12 protein-coding genes, 1 tRNA gene and 1 other RNA gene are annotated in these 16793 nt (G+C 67.6%); 5 read left to right on the forward strand and 9 right to left on the reverse strand.

The genetic code is table 11. From position 1 onward, the window contains the following. Positions 1-42: 42 nt before the first annotated feature. The 7 genes from ABCS02_RS17155 to ffs all read right to left on the reverse strand — a co-directional run bounded on the left by ABCS02_RS17155 (position 43) and on the right by ffs (position 8926). The gene (locus tag ABCS02_RS17155; RefSeq protein ID WP_345836878.1) at positions 43-1314 is read right to left on the reverse strand and encodes an acyl-CoA thioesterase/BAAT N-terminal domain-containing protein; all 1272 of its coding nucleotides are present in this window, start codon (positions 1312-1314) and stop codon (positions 43-45) included. Further along, positions 1311-2609, reverse strand: a complete 1299-nt coding sequence (locus ABCS02_RS17160; RefSeq protein ID WP_345836879.1) for an acyl-CoA thioesterase/BAAT N-terminal domain-containing protein — start codon at positions 2607-2609, stop codon at positions 1311-1313. Before ABCS02_RS17160 ends, ABCS02_RS17155 begins: the two co-directional genes overlap by 4 nt. Then, a complete protein-coding gene (locus ABCS02_RS17165) occupies positions 2606-3970 on the reverse strand; it encodes an acyl-CoA thioesterase/BAAT N-terminal domain-containing protein (protein WP_345836880.1) in 1365 nt (454 codons plus the stop codon). The genes ABCS02_RS17160 and ABCS02_RS17165 overlap by 4 nt, the downstream gene beginning before the upstream one ends. 15 nt (positions 3971-3985) lie before the next feature. Continuing rightward, entirely contained in the window at positions 3986-5179 is a 1194-nt protein-coding gene (locus ABCS02_RS17170; RefSeq protein ID WP_345836881.1) for an acetate kinase, read from the reverse strand. Next, entirely contained in the window at positions 5179-7314 is a 2136-nt protein-coding gene (pta, locus tag ABCS02_RS17175) for a phosphate acetyltransferase (RefSeq protein ID WP_345836882.1), read from the reverse strand. Before pta ends, ABCS02_RS17170 begins: the two co-directional genes overlap by 1 nt. Positions 7315-7316: 2 nt before the next feature. Beyond that, positions 7317-8723 carry a DUF1254 domain-containing protein gene (locus ABCS02_RS17180; protein ID WP_345836883.1) on the reverse strand — a complete coding sequence of 469 codons (1407 nt, stop codon included), beginning with the start codon at positions 8721-8723 and terminating at the stop codon, positions 7317-7319. A gap of 106 nt (positions 8724-8829) precedes the next feature. Further along, positions 8830-8926, reverse strand: an RNA gene (ffs, locus tag ABCS02_RS17185) — signal recognition particle sRNA small type. A 99-nt stretch (positions 8927-9025) separates the two neighbouring features. Between ffs and ABCS02_RS17190 the strand changes: the two genes are divergently transcribed. Further along, a tRNA-Ser gene (locus tag ABCS02_RS17190) sits at positions 9026-9113 on the forward strand. A 68-nt stretch (positions 9114-9181) separates the two neighbouring features. Here the strand turns inward: ABCS02_RS17190 and ABCS02_RS17195 are convergent. Continuing rightward, on the reverse strand, positions 9182-10369 hold the full coding sequence (locus ABCS02_RS17195; protein ID WP_345836884.1) for a site-specific integrase: 1188 nt from the start codon (positions 10367-10369) through the stop codon (positions 9182-9184). Between the two features lie 142 nt (positions 10370-10511). On the opposite strand from ABCS02_RS17195, the gene ABCS02_RS17200 reads away from it, so the two are divergent. The 4 genes from ABCS02_RS17200 to ABCS02_RS17215 all read left to right on the forward strand — a co-directional run bounded on the left by ABCS02_RS17200 (position 10512) and on the right by ABCS02_RS17215 (position 14820). After that, positions 10512-12962 (forward strand): hypothetical protein, encoded by a 2451-nt coding sequence (locus ABCS02_RS17200; protein ID WP_345836885.1) that lies wholly within the window; start codon positions 10512-10514, stop codon positions 12960-12962. A gap of 523 nt (positions 12963-13485) precedes the next feature. After that, a complete protein-coding gene (locus ABCS02_RS17205) occupies positions 13486-13890 on the forward strand; it encodes a hypothetical protein (RefSeq protein ID WP_345836886.1) in 405 nt (134 codons plus the stop codon). Positions 13891-13928: 38 nt separating this feature from the next. Further along, positions 13929-14318 carry a helix-turn-helix transcriptional regulator gene (locus tag ABCS02_RS17210; protein WP_345836887.1) on the forward strand — a complete coding sequence of 130 codons (390 nt, stop codon included), beginning with the start codon at positions 13929-13931 and terminating at the stop codon, positions 14316-14318. A 25-nt stretch (positions 14319-14343) separates the two neighbouring features. Further along, positions 14344-14820: a hypothetical protein gene (locus tag ABCS02_RS17215; RefSeq protein ID WP_345836888.1), complete on the forward strand. Its 477-nt coding sequence runs from the start codon at positions 14344-14346 to the stop codon at positions 14818-14820. A 457-nt stretch (positions 14821-15277) separates the two neighbouring features. Here the strand turns inward: ABCS02_RS17215 and ABCS02_RS17220 are convergent, their stop codons facing one another. Next, complete coding sequence (locus ABCS02_RS17220) at positions 15278-16783, reverse strand: sulfatase (protein ID WP_345836889.1); 1506 nt, start codon at positions 16781-16783, stop codon at positions 15278-15280. Positions 16784-16793 lie beyond the last annotated feature (10 nt).

Raw genomic sequence — 16793 nt, forward strand, 5'->3', positions numbered from 1 at the left:
CCGCAACCGACAATCCGGCCGTCCCGCGAGGACCGTGCGGAATCAGTGACCCGGCACCGACGACGGAGCCGTCAGCGCGGCCATGATGTCCGCCCACAGCGCCTCCCTCGCGCGCTCCGTGGGCTGCGCGGCGGAGCCTGCCGGAAGCAGCAGCGGCGTGTACGGCGGCAGATAGAAGAGGTGCGTCGCCCCCGGCGCGATCAGGTACGCGTCGCCCTCGCGGAGCGGCCGTTTGCGGGCGGCGGCGTCCAGCCACGCGCAGCCGTTCCCGAGCTCCTCGTCGCGTCCGGCGCAGCCCAGCACGACCGGCCCGGGGATGCGCTGGATGTCCAGCACCGCCGCAGGCGCCGGGTCGTGGGTGCCGGTCGTGCACGGCACCCAGGCCCCTCCGACCGTCACGGCCGGGCTGGGCACCGGCGACGGGCAGATGAGCCCGGTGGTGCCGCCCGGCGCGATGGCGCCGTAGACGGTGCCCGGATAGGCGGAGGCCGCCCAGAGCGCAAGCTGCGCGCCGCGGGAGGCCCCGAAGGTGAAGATGCGCTGGTCGTCCACCCCGGGCTGCGCGCGCAGCCAGCTCACGGCGGAGAGGAACCGCTCGGCGGGGAGGCTGCGCACCGGGGCGAGCTGCCCGGCGGAGCCGTAGGTGGAGAGGTCGAGCGTCGGGAAGCCGAAGGCCGCCAGCGTCGCCGACACGAGCACGCCGGTCGGCTCGCCCGGATCGGTGCCGTCGAACACGATGACCCCGGGCCGTACGCCCTCCGCGGAGCTCGTGGGCTGGAAGTAGTCCCCGGTGATGCCGTCGTCGAACACCGCGCGCGACGGCGCCGCCACCGACAGGCCGGTGCGCTGAACCCGGGTCTCGGCGACCCGGCGGCCGCCGACGGAAGCCTGGAGGTCGACCGAGAAGGACGAGCCGCCCCAGGTCACGTCGGAGGTCGCCGCCTCCCCCGTGCTGCTGCGCATCGTCCAGAACAGTCCCATCCCGTCGGCCCCGGTGAACGGCGCCTCCAGCGGGACGTCGCGCGCGAGGTCCACAACTCCGTCGCCCGGGACCGCGTAGACCGCCTGCGACGACCAGAGGCCGCCGGGGACCAGCGAGGCACGGATGGTCACCTCCTGCCCCGGCGGCAGCGCGAGGACCTGGATGCCGACCGGCTGCCACACCGGGCTGGGGTTCGCGCTCAACGCGAAGCGCGGTCCCGCCGCGCCCTGCTGGGTGCCGCAGCCGACCAGCGCGACCGCCGCGAGCGCGACGCCGGCCAGCGCCGCGAGCGCACGGCGCGCGGCGAAGCGGGTCCTCCTGGCGGGGTTCACGGTCCGATGGCTCCTTCCAGCAGCGCGGTCACCCGCGACCAGAATGCCACCCTGGCGTCCTCCGTCGCCTGCGCCGTGGCCGGTGGGAGCCCGTCGAGCCCGATCGGCAGCATCGGCGGCGCGCTCAGCTCGTGCGCAGAGCCCGGGGCGATCAGCGTCTCCCCCAGCGCCCGCGCGCCGCGCTCGTCCGCCCCGGCGCGGGTCCAGTCGCACGCGCTCGGCAGCTGCTCGTCGGCCGTCCCGCAGGCGAGCAGCAGCGGCCCCGGGATGCGGTTCAGCGGCAGGATGGGCGTGTCCGCGATCCGCCGGTTCGGGCTCGCGCACGGCACAGGGCGGCCCTCGTTCAACAGGGTGGGCGCGCCGGACGACGACGCGCACAGCTCGGCGGTCGGCCCGCTCGCGGCGATGGCGCCGTAGACCGTCTGCGGCTCGCTCGCCGCGAACCAGAGCGCGAGCGGGGCCGCGCGGCCGGTGCCGTAGACGACGATGTGGTTCGGGTCGACGCCCGGATCCCGCGCGAGCCAGGCGCGCGCGGCGTCGAAGGCCTCCACCGAGAGGGCGGCAGAGCCCGGGATCTGCCCCTCCGGTCCGAAGGCCGGGAGCATGAGCACGGGAAAGCCGATCGCGGCGATCCGGCGCGCGGCGAAGGCGCCGGAGGCGGCGTCGTCGTCGCCGTCGATGAGGATGACGCCGGGCCGCGGGTGCACGAGCGTCGGCAGCGGGGTGAACAGGGTGCCCGCCCGCAGCGCCTGGGCCTGGTCGGCGGAGGGCGCGGTGCCGGCGGGGACCGCGGCTCTGGCGAGGGCGTCCACCGTCACGTCGCGCTCGACGCTCTGCGCGGACAGGGCGGTGCGCGGCACACGCGCGACGGCGACCCTGACGCCGCGCTGCTCGGCGGTGAGCTCGACCTGCACCGGGCCCTCCGCCCAGGCGCGTTCGAGCTGGGACTGGCTGAGGGACGGGCCGGACATGCTCCAGAACGGCGCGGCGGCGTCCGGTCGCACGTACGGGGCGGTGATCGGCTGCTGGGAGGAGAGGTCCACTCGGCCGCTGGGCGGCACGGCGTAGAGGACGCGGGAGGTCCAGGTCCCCGCGGTCGTGGTCGCGGTGGCGCGGAGGACGACATCCTCCCCCGGGGTCAGGCCGGTGAGCGAGACGACGACCGGGTCGGCGGTGGCGTTCCCGAAGCGCGCGACCTCGATGCGGGCTCCGCCTGCCGGTGCGACGCAGCCGGTGAGGGCCGCGACCGCGACGATCGCGGCAGCGGCGGCGAGCGCGCGCAGCCGCCCCCTCACGACAGCACCGCCCGCAGCAGCAGCTGGCCGACCGCGTTCCAGAACGCGATCCGCGCCTGCTCGGTCGCCTGGCTGCCTGCGCCCGACCCGTCGCCGGGCGCAGGCAGCGCGATGGGGAGGCCGGGCGGCACCGTGACCGCGTGCGCCGCGCCGGGAGCCACGAGCAGCTTGTCGCCCGCGCGCGGCGTCCGGGTGGCGGCGAGCTCCTGCTGCACGGCGCACGCGCCGGGGAACACGTGGTCCACCTGGCCGCAGGTCAGCACGACCGGCCCGTTCACAGCGCCGAGTGGCGGCGCGGAGGTCGTCCCGATGCCCGGGCTGCGCTCGCACGGCACGCCGACGCTGCCCTCGAAGACCGGCGACGCGCTCGATCCGGCGAGGCAGAGCAGCTCGGCGGGACCGGCTCCGGCGAAGAGCCCGTGCAGCCGGGTCGGGAACCGGTTCGCCGCCCAGATCGCCAGCTGCTCCGACGCCCCGGTGCCGTAGACGAAGACGTGGCGCGCGTCGACCGACGCGAGATCGTCCAGCCAGTCCAGGATCGCCGAGATCGTGCCGGCGTCCGTCACCGTGGACAGGTGCACGCCGTCCGCGGAGGTCATCGGCACGACGAACACCGAGGCGCCGAACTGCGAGAGCAGGGCCGCCGTGAAGTCCGCCGAGGCTCCCGGGGTCGGATCGTCGAACATCAGCACCGCGGGCCCGGTCGGGCGCTCGATCGACGACGCGTCGAAGAACCGGCCGACCGGCACGTCCTCGTGCGTCTCGTGCGGCGGCAGCGCGACGCCGGCGGCCGCGGGCGCGAGGTCGTGCGTGTAGACGGTCCGGCCGTCCATGGTGCCGCCCAGCCCCTCCAGCCGGAACGTGCGCCGGGCGACGACCCGGTCGCCGTCGCTCGCGGTCAGCGTCACCGCGTTCGTGTCGTGCATCCACTGCCGGGCGAGGTCGGCGACGCCGAGCTCGGGGCCGCGCAGCGACCAGAACAGGCCGGCGGAGTCCGGCGCGGAGAACGGGGCGAACAGCGGCTTGTCGCGCGCGAGGTCGACCGTCCCGTCGCCGCCGACGTCGTAGCTGGCGGCCGACGTCCAGGCGCCGTGGGGGGAGTCGAGGGAGGCCGTGATCCGCACCCGGGTCCCCGGCTGGGCGTCGATCAGCTCCAGCGGGACCGGCCACAGCACCGAGCTGTAGCGGATCAGCGGCGGCGTGATGAACCGCGGGCCGACCTGGTCGCCGTCAGAGGCGCATCCCGCCAGCACCGCGCCGGCCGCGAGCACTGCGGCGACCACGGCGGCGAGCGCCGGCCGCAGCCCGGCCCTCCGGGTGGACCTGTCGTCCCGCCCGGCTCCGCCGCCGCGCCGCCGCATGGTGCACCCGCCCGCTCAGCCCGCGCCCACCGCCTGCAGCGACTGGCGGGCGATCTCCAGCTCCTCGTCGGTCGGCACGACCAGCACGGCCACGCGGGAGTCGTCGGTGGAGATGAGCCGCGCGTCATGGGACGGGCTCGCGTTGCGCTCGGGGTCCAGGCGGATGCCGAGCACCTCCAGGCCCGCGCACACCTCGGCGCGCAGCCGGGCGTCGTTCTCGCCGATGCCCGCGGTGAAGGTGAGCACATCGAGGCCGCCGAGCTCGGCCGTGTAGGCGCCGATGTAGTGCTTCAACCGGTGCACGGCAGTGTCGAGCGCCAGGCGGGCGGCGGCGTCCCCCGACTCGGCGGCGTGACGGACATCCCGCATGTCGCCGTGGCCGGAGAGCCCGAGCAGGCCGCTGCGCCGGTTGAGCAGCTCGTCGAGGTCGTCGATGCCGAGGCCCGCGCGCCGGGCCAGGTGCAGCAGCACCGCGGGGTCGAGGTCGCCGGAGCGGGTGCCCATGACGAGCCCCTCCAGCGGAGTCATCCCCATCGAGGTGTCGACCGAGCGGCCGGCGTCGACGGCGCAGACCGACGCGCCGTTGCCGAGGTGGAGGACGATCTGCTTCAGGTCGCCGAGCGGCCGGCCGAGGAACTCCGCCGCCGCCTCCGACACGTACTTGTGCGAGGTGCCGTGGAAGCCGTACCGGCGGACCCGGTGCTTCTCGGCGAGCGCCGCGTCGATCGCGTAGGTGTAGGCCTCCGGCGCGAGCGTCTGGTGGAAGGCCGTGTCGAAGACCGCGACGTGCTCCACGTCCGGGAACGCCTTCTTCGCCGCGCGGATGCCCTGCAGGTTCGCCGGGTTGTGCAGCGGGGCGAGGTCGGAGAGGTCCTCGATGTTGATCTCCACCAGGTCGGTGACGATCGTCGGCTCGAAGAACCGCTTGCCGCCGTGGACGACCCGGTGCCCGACCGCGGCGAGCGGGTTCTCGTCCAGGCTCGGGCCCTCGGCGGCGAACGCGTCGAGCATCACCCGGAAGGCGGCGGTGTGGTCCGGGATCGCGAGCGTGGTCTCCCACGTGCCGCCGGGCCCTTTGTGCCGGATGTGGCCCGAGGACTCCCCGATGCGCTCGATGAGTCCGGAGGCCACGGCCTCCTCGGTCCCGGCGTCGATGAGCTGGTACTTCAGCGACGACGAGCCGCTGTTGACCACCAGGACCGCGCTCATCACAGCGCCGCCTGGATCGCGGTGATGGCGACGGTGTCCACGATGTCCTCCACGGTCGCGCCGCGGGACAGGTCGTTGATCGGCTTGCGGAGGCCCTGGAGGACCGGCCCGATCGCGACCGCTCCTGCGCTGCGCTGCACCGCCTTGTAGGTGTTGTTGCCGGTGTTGAGGTCGGGGAAGATGAAGACCGTCGCGCGACCGGCCACCTGCGAGCCGGGCATCTTCGCCGCCGCGACCGCCGCGTCCGCCGCCGCGTCGTACTGGATGGGGCCGGCGACGGCGAGCTGCGGCGCGCGCTCCCTGACCAGCTCCGTCGCGGTGCGCACCTTGTCCACGTCGGCGCCCGCTCCGGAGTCGCCGGTGGAGTACGACAGCATCGCCACGCGCGGCTCGATGCCGAACTGCTCGGCCGTGCGCGCCGACGAGACGGCGATGTCGGCGAGCTGCTCGGCGGTCGGGTCGGGCACGACGGCGCAGTCGCCGTAGACGAGGACCCGGTCGGCCAGCGCCATCAGGAACACGCTCGACACCACCGAGACGCCGGGCGTGGTCTTGATGATCTCGAACGCCGGCCGGATCGTGTGCGCCGTCGTGTGCGCGGCGCCGGACACCATCCCGTCGGCGAGGCCGAGGTGCACCATCATCGTGCCGAAGTAGGAGGCGTCGGTGACGGTGTCCGCGGCCTGGTCGACAGTGATGCCCTTGTGCGCGCGCAGCTTCGCGTACTCGTTCGCGAACCGCAGCCGCAGCACGTCGTCGAACGGACTCAGCACCTCCGCCTTGCCGATGTCCACGCCCAGCTCGATCGCGCGCGACCGCACCTCGAACGGCTCGCCCAGGATCGTCAGCCGCGCGACGCCGCGCGCCAGCAGGGTGGCGGCGGCGCGCAGGATGCGGTCGTCCTCCCCCTCCGGCAGCACGATGTGCTTGTCGGCCGCGCGGGCGCGCTCGATGAGGTCGTACTCGAACATCAGCGGCGTGACCACCGCGTGCCGGGAGACGTCGAGCAGGGAGAGCAGCCGCTCCGCGTCCACGTGCCGCTCGAACAGCGCGAGCGCCGTATCGTACTTGCGCTGCGAGTCGGCGGCGAGCCGGCCGCGCGCGTGGGTGATGCGCACGACGGTGTCGTAGGTGTCCAGCCCGGTGCGGACGATCGGCAGCGGCGAGCGGAGGCCGGCGAGCAGTCGCTCGATCGGCTCCGGGAGGTCGAAGCCGCCGTTCAGGACGATGCCGGCGATGGACGGGAAGGTGCCGGACGCGTTCGCCATCAGCACCGCGAGCAGCACCTCGGTGCGGTCGCCGGGGACCACCACGACCGAGCCCTCCACGAGCCGCGGCAGCACGTTGTTCATCGACATGCCCCCGACGACGACGCCGAGCGCCTCGCGCGCCAGCAGCGCCTCGTCGCCCGCGATCAGCTCGCCGCCGGTGACCTCCATGATCGAGCGGATGCTGGGGGCGACCAGGAAGAGGTCCTCCGGGATCGCCCACACCGGCGGGAGCTCGGGACCGGACGCGGCGGCCGGGCCGGCGGCCTCCACCGCGCCGCTGACCGCGGCCACGATCGCGTCGAGCCGGTCGGCGTCCGCCCGGTTGGCGATGACCGCCACGACGCCCGCGTGCTCCTGGCGCAGCTCGGCGAGCGCGAGCTCCGCGAGCTGGCGGAGCTCCTCCGGCGAGCGCGGCTCGGCCTGGCCCAGCCGTTCGCCGAAGCCCTGGCCGATCCGGCCGCCCAGCACCAGCAGCACCGGAGCGCCGAGGTTCGCGGCGATGCGCGCGTTGTAGCCGAGCTCGGTCGGGCTGCCCACGTCGGTGTAGTCGGAGCCGAGGATGACGACCGCGTCGCTGCGCGCCTCCACCTCCCGGAAGCGCCGGACGATCTCGCCGAGCGCCGCGTCCGCGTCGGCGTGCACGTCGTCGTAGGTGACGCCGATGGCCTCCTCGTAGGAGAGGTCGGCGGTCACGCGGTCGAGCAGCAGCTCCAGCACGTAGTCGCGTTCGACGGCGGAGCGCGCGATCGGCCGGAACACGCCGACGCGTTCGACGGAGTGCCGCAGCGACTCCAGGACGCCGAGCGCCACCGTCGACTTGCCGGTGTGTCCTTCCGCGGAGGTGATGTAGAGCGAACGGGCCACTTTCAGCGGGTCTCCTCGTCTGTGATGCGGTCTGCACTGTCGTCGTCGTCGCTGTCTGCGCGCTCGATCGGCGCGAGCCGGTAGCTGCCGTCGAGCACGGCGGCGCCGGGGGCGTACAGCCGCAGCAGCGGTCGGAACTCCCCCTCCGGCGCGGGCAGCCAGTTGGCGGCGGCCTTCGCGTCGGCCGGCCGGGTCGCGCTGATCGTGATGGTCAGCCCGCCGTCCTCGTCGTACACGATCCCGGGCGTGCGGTCGCCGATCGAGTACCGCCCGATCGGGTTCGCCACCAGGAAGAAGTGCGGGAGGTCGTACATCGTCAGCGACCAGAACGCGTGCACGGGCGGCGTCGGGCTCAGGCGCAGCCGGTAGACGTGCGCGCCGCCGAGCTGCTCGCCGGCGGCGTCCACGTAGGTCGGGAAGTACGCGGCCTCGTAGCCGTGGTTGCCCCACAGCCCGCCGAGGGCGGCGCCGGCCCGGCGGGCGTAGCGGGTGGTCGGGTCGGTGAGCTGCCAGCCGCGGCTGTCGAGCGCGCCGACCTCGAAGAAGTCGGTGTTGTAGTCGAAGACGTGGAGGTTCACCTGCCAGCCGTCGGTCGTCGGCACGGTCGTGTGCAGCGACGACTCGAGCGCCTGCTTGCCGACCGCGTACCCCTCCTCGAGCGCGGCGCGGACGTCCTCCGGCAGCTCGTGCATCGGCGTCGCCCCCGTGAGCCCGATCGGCTCGTACGTCGCCAGCGCGTCCCGGTCGTGGTCGGCGGGAGGGAACTCCTGCGACCACACCCGCATCCGCTCGAAGAAGGTCAGCGCCTCGGTCGGCCCGGCCGCCACCTCCGGGATGCCCGCGGGCGGCGCGAGCGTCTCCAGCGTCGGGGTGAGCACGGTGGCGTCCTGGAGGGCGTGCACGGCGGGGAGGTCGTCCGCCCCCGCGACCGCCCAGCGCCCGACGATGGTGCCGACCCGGGTCGGGAAGCGGATGACGGTGGATTCGGCTCGCCGTTCGTCCCCGGCTTCGTCCTCCCAGCCGGGCGGGACGAGCAGGAACTCACCCGCCGCCGAGCCGGTGGCCCGGGTGCCGACGTAGGCGAAGTTGTTCGTCCAGGCGTCCACGAACTGGAGGACGTAATACCGGTCGCCGACCGCGGGCACGGAGAGCCGGACCGGCCCGACGCTCAGGTCGAGCTGCGCGATCGAGTAAACGGTGTCGTTGTTGATCGAGACGAAGGTGGTCTCCGGACCGGCCAGCGTGCGCGCGTGCCCGAACACGTTGAACGGCGTGGGCGGCACGGCGCCGAGCCCGTCCCGAGTGAACCGCTCGACCTGCTCCAGATCGAACACGAGCGGGAACCCGACCACGAACGCCTCGGAGGCGAGCTCGGCGATCCCGTGCTCGACGGTTTCCTGCTCGGTCATACGCGCACCTCGACTCGTCGGAGTGTCATTCTACAAAGCGTAGAACATAGGTCAGCTGCTGTGCTGCCCACACTCTACGCGGCGCGTGTGACGGGTGCCTGAACACGAAAAAGACCCCCCACGCACCCGCCAGAGCCCGGTTACCCTTGCTGCGTTTCCGCCCTGGGGGAGTTGGCCTGGATGGCGCCACGTGGGGAGCCGCGAACCAGTCTAGCGGGTCCGGCTGGGAGGCCGTGCACAGCAGGGCCTCCGGCGTCCGCTAAGATATTGTGAGCCGTCGCCCGCAGGGTGGTGGCAACCCAGGAGAATTCGCCTAGTGGCCTATGGCGCACGCTTGGAAAGCGTGTTGGGTGCAAGCCCTCGGGGGTTCGAATCCCCCATTCTCCGCCATTTTCCAGAGATCACGAGGGCCCCGAGATCCGCGAGATGACGCGGAAGTCGGGGCCTTTGCTCTTTCCTCAGTCGGCCGGTTCAGCTCTCCGTGCCCACACTTTGCCCACACTTTTCTGATGACCTCCCTCATTGAGGCGCATCGCGACCTCGTCGAGGTCGTCATCGAACAGGTCGGCGTAAGTGTCGAGGGTCATCGCGGCGGACTTGTGCCCGAGCATCCGCTGGACGGCTTTGACGTTCGCTCCGGAGCTGACTGCAAGGCTCGCGGCGGTGTGCCGGAGGTCGTGTGGGGTAAGGCGTTCCAGGCCAGCTCCGGCGAGCGCTGCGAGAAACCAGGACCGCTTGTTCTTGCTGGCGCTCGGGCGGCGGAGGAAGCCGCCGTAGCGATTGGCGAAGACGAGGTCGTCGAGACCCTTCCCGGCGCAAAGCCGAGCCAAAGGTTCGGAGAGGAAATCAGGAAATGGGACGGAACGCCGCTCCCAGGACTTGGGCACGCCCTCGACGACGTTGCCATCCACCTCGGTCGCCGTGTGGTTGATCTCCAGCCGACGCCGTTTCATCGAAATGTCGCGGACGCGGAGGCCCGTGGCCTCCGCCCACCGGAGACCGCAGTAGGCGAGCACCATCAGTAGCGTCGCCTGCATGTCGGTGTCGGCTGCCTCGGCGAAACTAATCACCTCCTCGTGTGTGAGGTATCTACGCGCCTTGTTCGAGTGCTTGCGTGGCGAACCATCGGCGCCGCGGGCAACGTTCTTTGTGATGCGACCATCTTTCAGTGCGACGTCGAGGATGCCAGCGAGCACTCCGAGGGCACGAAGCACGACCGTTGCCGAGCGCGGTCTCGATTCGTCAGCTGTCCACACAGCCTTCGGACTAGACACTGCGGTTCCCTGTCCCAACTCGCGAATCCACTCTGCGACGCCGCTGGGCCGGATGGCGCCGACGGCAACCGTTGACCACCGAGGCTCGACGTACACCCGCCACGACGTCTCAATCGAGTGGAAACTCGAGGGTTTCATCGCCTGACGCTTGTTCGCAAGCCAGCCCGGAGCGAGTTCCCCCACTGTGATTCGTGCCGCCCGGGGATCGATGAATGAGCCGACCGCTTTCGAGACCTCAACGTTCGCCAGGTACAGCTCGGCATCACGCTTAGTCTTGAAGCCTCGTTTGTCCGTCTGACGGTGTTCGGGTGTGCGGTAGCGCACACGCCAACGACGACCCGCACTGGTCTCGTACGGAGTAACAGTTCCCATGATGACCTCCTCACTTGCACGTTCCGGATGGATGCCGACTCTGGCGCGCGCAATCCTTCGGCCTCCCCATTTGTGGGGCATACGCGATGCCTGGTCTCTGTCAGGATCGTGAGTCGGATGGGCAATTCAAGAGGGGGCGTGCGTGAAACTGACGCGAATTGATGTTCGGTTTTTCAAGTCGTTCAACTTCGATTACGAGTTGAAGGCGAAAGAGGACCAGGAAAATCGAGTTCCACCCACGTGGGAGTTGTCGGACGGTAAGTGGTACCCGTTCGTCCGCGTGCCCCTCGATGAAGAGATCACCGCGATTGTCGGCGCCAACGAATCCGGCAAAAGCCAACTCCTTACCGCCATAGAAGCAGCTTTGACCGGCAACCCGATCAAGCGAGAAGACTTCTGCAGATACTCTGACCTCTACTCCGTAAAGCAGGGTGAAATCCGCCTGCCTGAATTTGGAGCGTGGTTCAGGGTGGACAGCGATGAAGCGCGTCCTGCAATTCCGGCTCTGCAATCGGCCAGCGAATTCGCGCTTTACCGACCCGGAAATGCCGCGCCGTTCCTGGTAGTTGAAGGTCAGCGTGTCGCGGTGACTCCTGAACATCTGGCCGAACTCGCACCCGCGTTGCCATCGTTTCACACGCTTCGCACAGATCTGGCGATTCCCGACAGCGTATCAATCGCTCGCCTCGCGGGCCGCAATTTGTCACCGTTCCCGCGGCGGGAACGAGTATCGATCTTGACGACCCTTTTCGGCTCCGAGAAGACCGAAGCGGGCCTCGGCAAAGCACTGCTCCCGTTTCTTTCAACCTCTTCGTCCCCAGACGCGGGAAAGTCCGACGCTGAGTTCGAGCTCGCCCGAAAACTCTTGGTCGATGCAGCGCGAATTGACCAAAGAGCGTTTGGCGAGTTGTTAGACGCTATAGCCGACGGTCGCGAAGGCCAGGTCGAAGGCCTAGTGGACAAGATGAACGCCGCCATCAAGGAAAACCTCAATGTTCAGAGATGGTGGACACAGGACAAGGACTTCGACCTCCTGGTCGAGGCTCGAGAGCACGAACTAGCCTTCACCATCAAGGACCGCACAGCATCCACGTACTCGTTCAAGGAAAGAAGCCAGGGTCTTCGATTCTTCCTGAGCTACTTTGTGCAGCTCACCGCACATCGGCTGCGCAACCAGAAGCCCGACATCTTGCTTCTCGATGAGCCCGACGCATACCTATCCAGTGTCGGCCAACAGGATCTACTGCGAGTCCTACATGATTATGCGTTTCCGGAGGATGGCAGCCCGCGAAGCCAGGTTGTCTACGTGACGCATTCGCCGTTCCTCATCGACAAGAACGCCGGCTACCGCATTCGCGTACTCGACAAGGGGTCGGAGGACGAAGGAACACGCGTCGTGAGAGACGCAGCGAATAACAGGTATGAGCCGTTACGGTCATCCCTTGGCACATACGTTGCGGAGACAGCTTTCATAGGTGGTCAGAACCTATTTGTCGAAGGGCCAGGTGACCAGATCTTGCTGGCGGGCATGTCGTCGCATCTCGCTCGGAGGAATGGATCGACGGCGGGCGTACTTGATCTCAATGCTGTGACCGTCGTTGCGTGCGGAGGTGCTGACGCTATCCCCTACATGGTCTACCTTGCACGAGGGCGGGACACCGTAAAGCCAGCCTGCGTTGCCCTTCTCGACAGCGACAAAGCAGGGAAAGACGCCGCCAAGGTACTCCGACGCGGAGAGGCCCGAAAGAAGCGTGTACTGCAAGATCGCTTCATTGTCACCCTCGCCGATTGGGCGCAGAACAGTGGATTATTCAGAGATGGTGACGTTGAGGAAATTGAGGACCTTGTCCCAATCCCGCTGGCACGCAGGGCCGCACTGAATTACATCGCTCGTTTTGTCGACCTTTCAGGTACACGAGCTGGCGCCTTCAGCGTCGAGCTCATCACGGCTGAGGTGTCACGCGCGAACGGACGAATCTGGCAGGGGCTCACGGCTGCGTTGCGCGTTGCGTTTCCAGAAGAACATCTCGAAAAGGCCGGCTTCGCTCGCGAGGTAGTGGAACTACTCACTATGAACGCTGATGTGGAAGGTGCAAGCGACATTCGCGAGCGTTTCGCCTCATTGCTCGGTCTGCTTTCCGAGACTCTGCTCGACGCTGATGAGGACGAGTCGCACGAGCGCTCGGACGACCGTCTTCAAAGGGCCGTCCGGACGTTCCTGCGCGACTATCCGAAAGGTATGCGCAAGTTCGAGGCGTCGCGCACGCTCAGAACGATCAACACCGCTCTCTCACAGGCGGACCATGCCGACGACATCAGGGCAATCGTCGCGCGACTTGAACGTGAGTACGAGTTGTCAGATCTTTCAAACCCGAATGTCCCGAGGTTCGAGCAGTTCAGGGATGAGATCAAGGCGCTGATCAGTTTGGATCGCGTTCTATACCAAGACGATAGCGATGTAGATCCATCCGCAGCTTTCACAGTTCAAGAACCTACGCAAATCGCACCAGTGTCGGATGTCAGCGTTCCGCCTCGATCAAGCTTAGATTCACCTGGACCGAGCGCGGCCGTTGAATCCGACCTTGTGACTTGACAGCCCGAGCGCCGCATGTCCCTCGACACCACGATTAGGTCCCGATAGATCTACTCGGACCAAGCACGATGAGTTTGGCTTGATTTTGAGCGGTTTTCGATTTCTTAGGCTTGGGTCGAATCTCGCTGAATCAGCTTCAATGTGCGGGGTGAATGCGGGGCGAGCCGGACATCATCGATGCGGACGCTTGCTCGGAAATGGCCTTTTCGCTGGATCGTTCACCAACGGGCGTCACCTCCTACTCTCCCTTTCCGGATCTACGCCTGGCATTCTTCGACCACGATGCAGTGCAGCAAACGGCTTCATTTGAGGCCTGGATATCGAACGGCGCGATGACGCGTACGGCCCAGTGACTTCCGCTTCCGCTTCCGCTTCCGTGGAGCTGGAATACGGCAAATTGTGTAGAGAACGATCGGCCGGTTTGTCAGTGCCAAGCCATAGGCTTTAACGCGGTCCACAATTTGGAGGAGGACGATTGCCCGAGGCGAGACGATCACGATGCACCGTCCCGCGTGAATCTCCGTTGTCATGGCTCGATTTCATCGACCAAGACAATGAGGAAGTGCTGTCGTTCTACCTTTGGCTGCAAGGCCTGGCAGAGGTAGACCAAGAACTAGTCATCGGCCGGATTCGGGCCCTACGCGAACTGGCTGCAGCCGGCGAGATCGATGAGTTCGACGAGGAGTCGCTCGTGCCGATTCGGCGCGATCCCGACCTCTACGAACTGCGCTGGAACGAACTAGGCACGCTCATTAGGCAGTATCACGGCGAACCACCTTCCCGTCCCGAAGTCCTCGTGAACCTGCATCTACATATCAAACGAATATCGCCAACGAGCGAAGCTGTAACCGAGGACCTGCAGAACATCGAAATCAGCCATGCGCTCATGAGGTACCGGGGCGGCGAGTCGCGGAGTTGGCAAAGCTGAGTATTGACGTCGGCGTTTTACGATATAGACTGCAATCTATGTCGAAGCTTCACGATCTGCTGTTCTCCGACCGGATCACCCCAACCCAGCGGAGAGCTACGGAACTCGCCAAAGCTGATTACCGTCTTCTGCTCGGACTAATCAAAGCGCGAAAATCGCGCGGCCTTACTCAGAAAGATGTAGCCGACAAACTTGGTGTCTCGCAGCCCACGATCGCAGACTTCGAGCGGCAGGATTCGGACCCAAAGCTCTCCACCATTCGTCGTTACGCTCACGCCGTGGGCGCCATAGTTACGCACCAAGTGGAACTTGATAACGGTCAGTACGACCAGGTTCAAGACTGGTCGGCTAGGACTTATCGCATTGTCGCACCGCTGAGTTACGCGGCCCCCGCGTCTGCGAGAGCGGACTTCGCACTTGCCGCGTAAGACCACAACGCCTGAGCCATCGCGGGTGAGCAACATTCACGAACTCGTCGCAGCTGTGAATATCTCTGACGTCGTCGTCCATGAAGAACGGGGACGACGGATCTATTGGGAGGACGCCGAGCGCGACGACCTCACTTTTCCACTCACAGACAACTCGCTGGGCATGCGTAATGACGGGCAAGAGATCGGCTTCCGCTTCCGGTCAGTATTCAGCGACGAACGAGCAGAGTTCGTCGCAGACGTCGAAGTGATCTACAGCGCTCAAGAGCCGATCATCGTTGTTGACGAGGTGCTGCGCGAATTCGCCGAGCGAGTCGCGTTCATGGCCGTTTACCCGTTCGTTCGATCATCCATCCACGGATCCGCTAGTCGACTCAATGTGCCCGCCCCGGTACTCGGGATGGTGCGACAGGGAGAGTTCTCGCTGGGTGAAAAGATGAGCGAGGATGAAACTCGGATCGCGTTCGGGGATAACCGCTCCGAATTCTCGGGTCCAGAGTAGAGCAACACACGTTCCGATGCGTGTCGCTGGCTATCCGGGCGTTGTCGATTCTCGCGGGGCCCGGACGACTTAGCGGCCACGTCGCGAATATCGGTTGGGCCAGTTCCCCGGCTCCTCCGCGCAAGAGGCTCGCAGCCCTCCCATTATGAGCCGTGCGCTCAAGTTCGCCCACCGCGAGAGCAGGTGTCGCGCCGGACTTCCGCGGAATTTAGCGGAAGTGCAGGTCCCCGACATCACGGTGATCAGCAGGCCTGGCATCAAGTCGGGGCAAAATGTGGGCAAGCGCACCGAATTGCACGCCTAGACTTTGACGCCGCCTGGGACGAGAAGATTGCGGCGCGCGTGCGCGGCGTCCGCTGAGCAGCAGGACGACCGCGTGGGCCACTCCCAGCGCGGCGAGCGCTGAGGCGAACACCAGACGACCCGCGGCGCCCAGGGAACGGACACCCACCATCGCTCAGCTCGACGCTCTGATGTTCTCCACGTACTTCTGCACCCGCTCGAACAGTTCCACGTCGTAGGGGCCCCACTCAGGCTGCGGGGTGTCCGGACCAACGTAGGGCTCGTCGTGGTAGCGCCGCTGGTACTCGGCCATCTTCGCCTCGAGCTGAGTGCGGATCTCCCGGTACGCCGGATCGTCTGCGATGTTCCGCACCTCGGTCGGGTCGCCGTGCAGGTCGTACAGCTCCCACTCCGGCTCCAAGATCCGGTCGGACGCGCCGGGGACGCCCATCCCCGCGCCGTAATAGTAGATGAGCTTGAAGCAGTCCGTCCGGATGCCGTAGTGCGCGGGGGCGGCGTGGATCGGATCGTCGTGCTCCCAGTAGCGGTAGTACATCGCGTCCGGCCATTCGTCGATCTGATCACCGCGCAGGAGGGGCAGAAAGCTGCGGCCCTGCGACGTGGGGAGCTCGGATGGCTCGATGCCGCAGGCCTCCAGGATTGTGGCGGCGAAGTCGACATTGGTGATGATCGCCTCGCAGCGGCTGCCCGCCTTGATCTGGAGGGGCCAGCGCACCAGCATCGGCATCTGAAGCGACTGGTCGTACATCAGCCGCTTGTCGAACCAGCCGTGATCGCCGAGGAAGAATCCCTGGTCGGAGGTGTAGACGATGAGGGTGTTCTCTGCGTGGCCGGTCTCTTCGAGATGGTCGAGCAGCCGGCCGACGTTGTCGTCGATCGACTGGATGCACTGCAGGTAGTCGCGCATATAGATCTGGTACTTCCAGCTCATGCGGGCAGCACGGTTCTCGGGGCCGCGCAGGTGCTCTGGCACCTCGGTCTTCAGATCGTCGGCGCCCATGTCGTCCGCGATCGTCATGTGGACGCCGCGTACCGCCCTGCTGCGTGTGGCGTAGTCGTCGAAGAAGGTCTCGGGCTCCGGGATGCTGCCATCGGCATAGAGGTGCTTGTGCTTCTCGTCGGGCACCCACGGGCGATGGGGCGCCTTGTGGTGGACCATCGCACAGAACGGCTGGTCCGCGTCGAGGCTGTCGATCCAGTCGATCGAGAGGTCCGTGACGATGTCGGTGGCGTAACCCGGCACGATCCCGGAGCCGTCGGCATCGATCATCTCGGGGTCGAGGTAGTCGCCCTGACCGGGGAACACCCTCCACGCGTCGAAGCCTCGGGGCAGCGACTGGCCGTGCTCTCCCAGGTGCCACTTGCCGAACATCGCCGTCTTGTAGCCGTTGCGCTGCAGCACCTCGACGAATGTCGGGACACGGTAATCGAGTTCGGTCCAGATCGAGGAGACCCCGTTGATGTGGCTGTAGGTCCCGGTCAGGATGGTGGCGCGGGAGGGGCTGCAGATCGAGTTGGTGCAGTAGACCGCGTCCATCCGCATCCCCTCCTGAGCGATCCGGTCGAGGTTCGGGGTGACGTTGACCCGGCTGCCGTAAGCCGAGATGGCGTGCGCTGCGTGGTCGTCCGACATGATGAAGATGATGTTGGGTCGCTTCATGGTCGTCTCC

The organism is Microbacterium sp. X-17 (genome assembly GCF_039615055.1).

What these genes read in the sequence shown, in the direction of transcription:
- ABCS02_RS17170 (WP_345836881.1), bottom strand. Translation starts at nt 5,179, where the DNA reads ATGAGCGCGGTCCTGGTGGTCAACAGCGGCTCGTCGTCGCTGAAGTAC.
- ABCS02_RS17165 (WP_345836880.1), bottom strand. Translation starts at nt 3,970, where the DNA reads ATGCGGCGGCGCGGCGGCGGAGCCGGGCGGGACGACAGGTCCACCCGG.
- ABCS02_RS17180 (WP_345836883.1), bottom strand. Translation starts at nt 8,723, where the DNA reads ATGACCGAGCAGGAAACCGTCGAGCACGGGATCGCCGAGCTCGCCTCC.
- ABCS02_RS17195 (WP_345836884.1), bottom strand. Translation starts at nt 10,369, where the DNA reads ATGGGAACTGTTACTCCGTACGAGACCAGTGCGGGTCGTCGTTGGCGT.
- ABCS02_RS17210 (WP_345836887.1), top strand. Translation starts at nt 13,929, where the DNA reads ATGTCGAAGCTTCACGATCTGCTGTTCTCCGACCGGATCACCCCAACC.
- ABCS02_RS17220 (WP_345836889.1), bottom strand. Translation starts at nt 16,783, where the DNA reads ATGAAGCGACCCAACATCATCTTCATCATGTCGGACGACCACGCAGCG.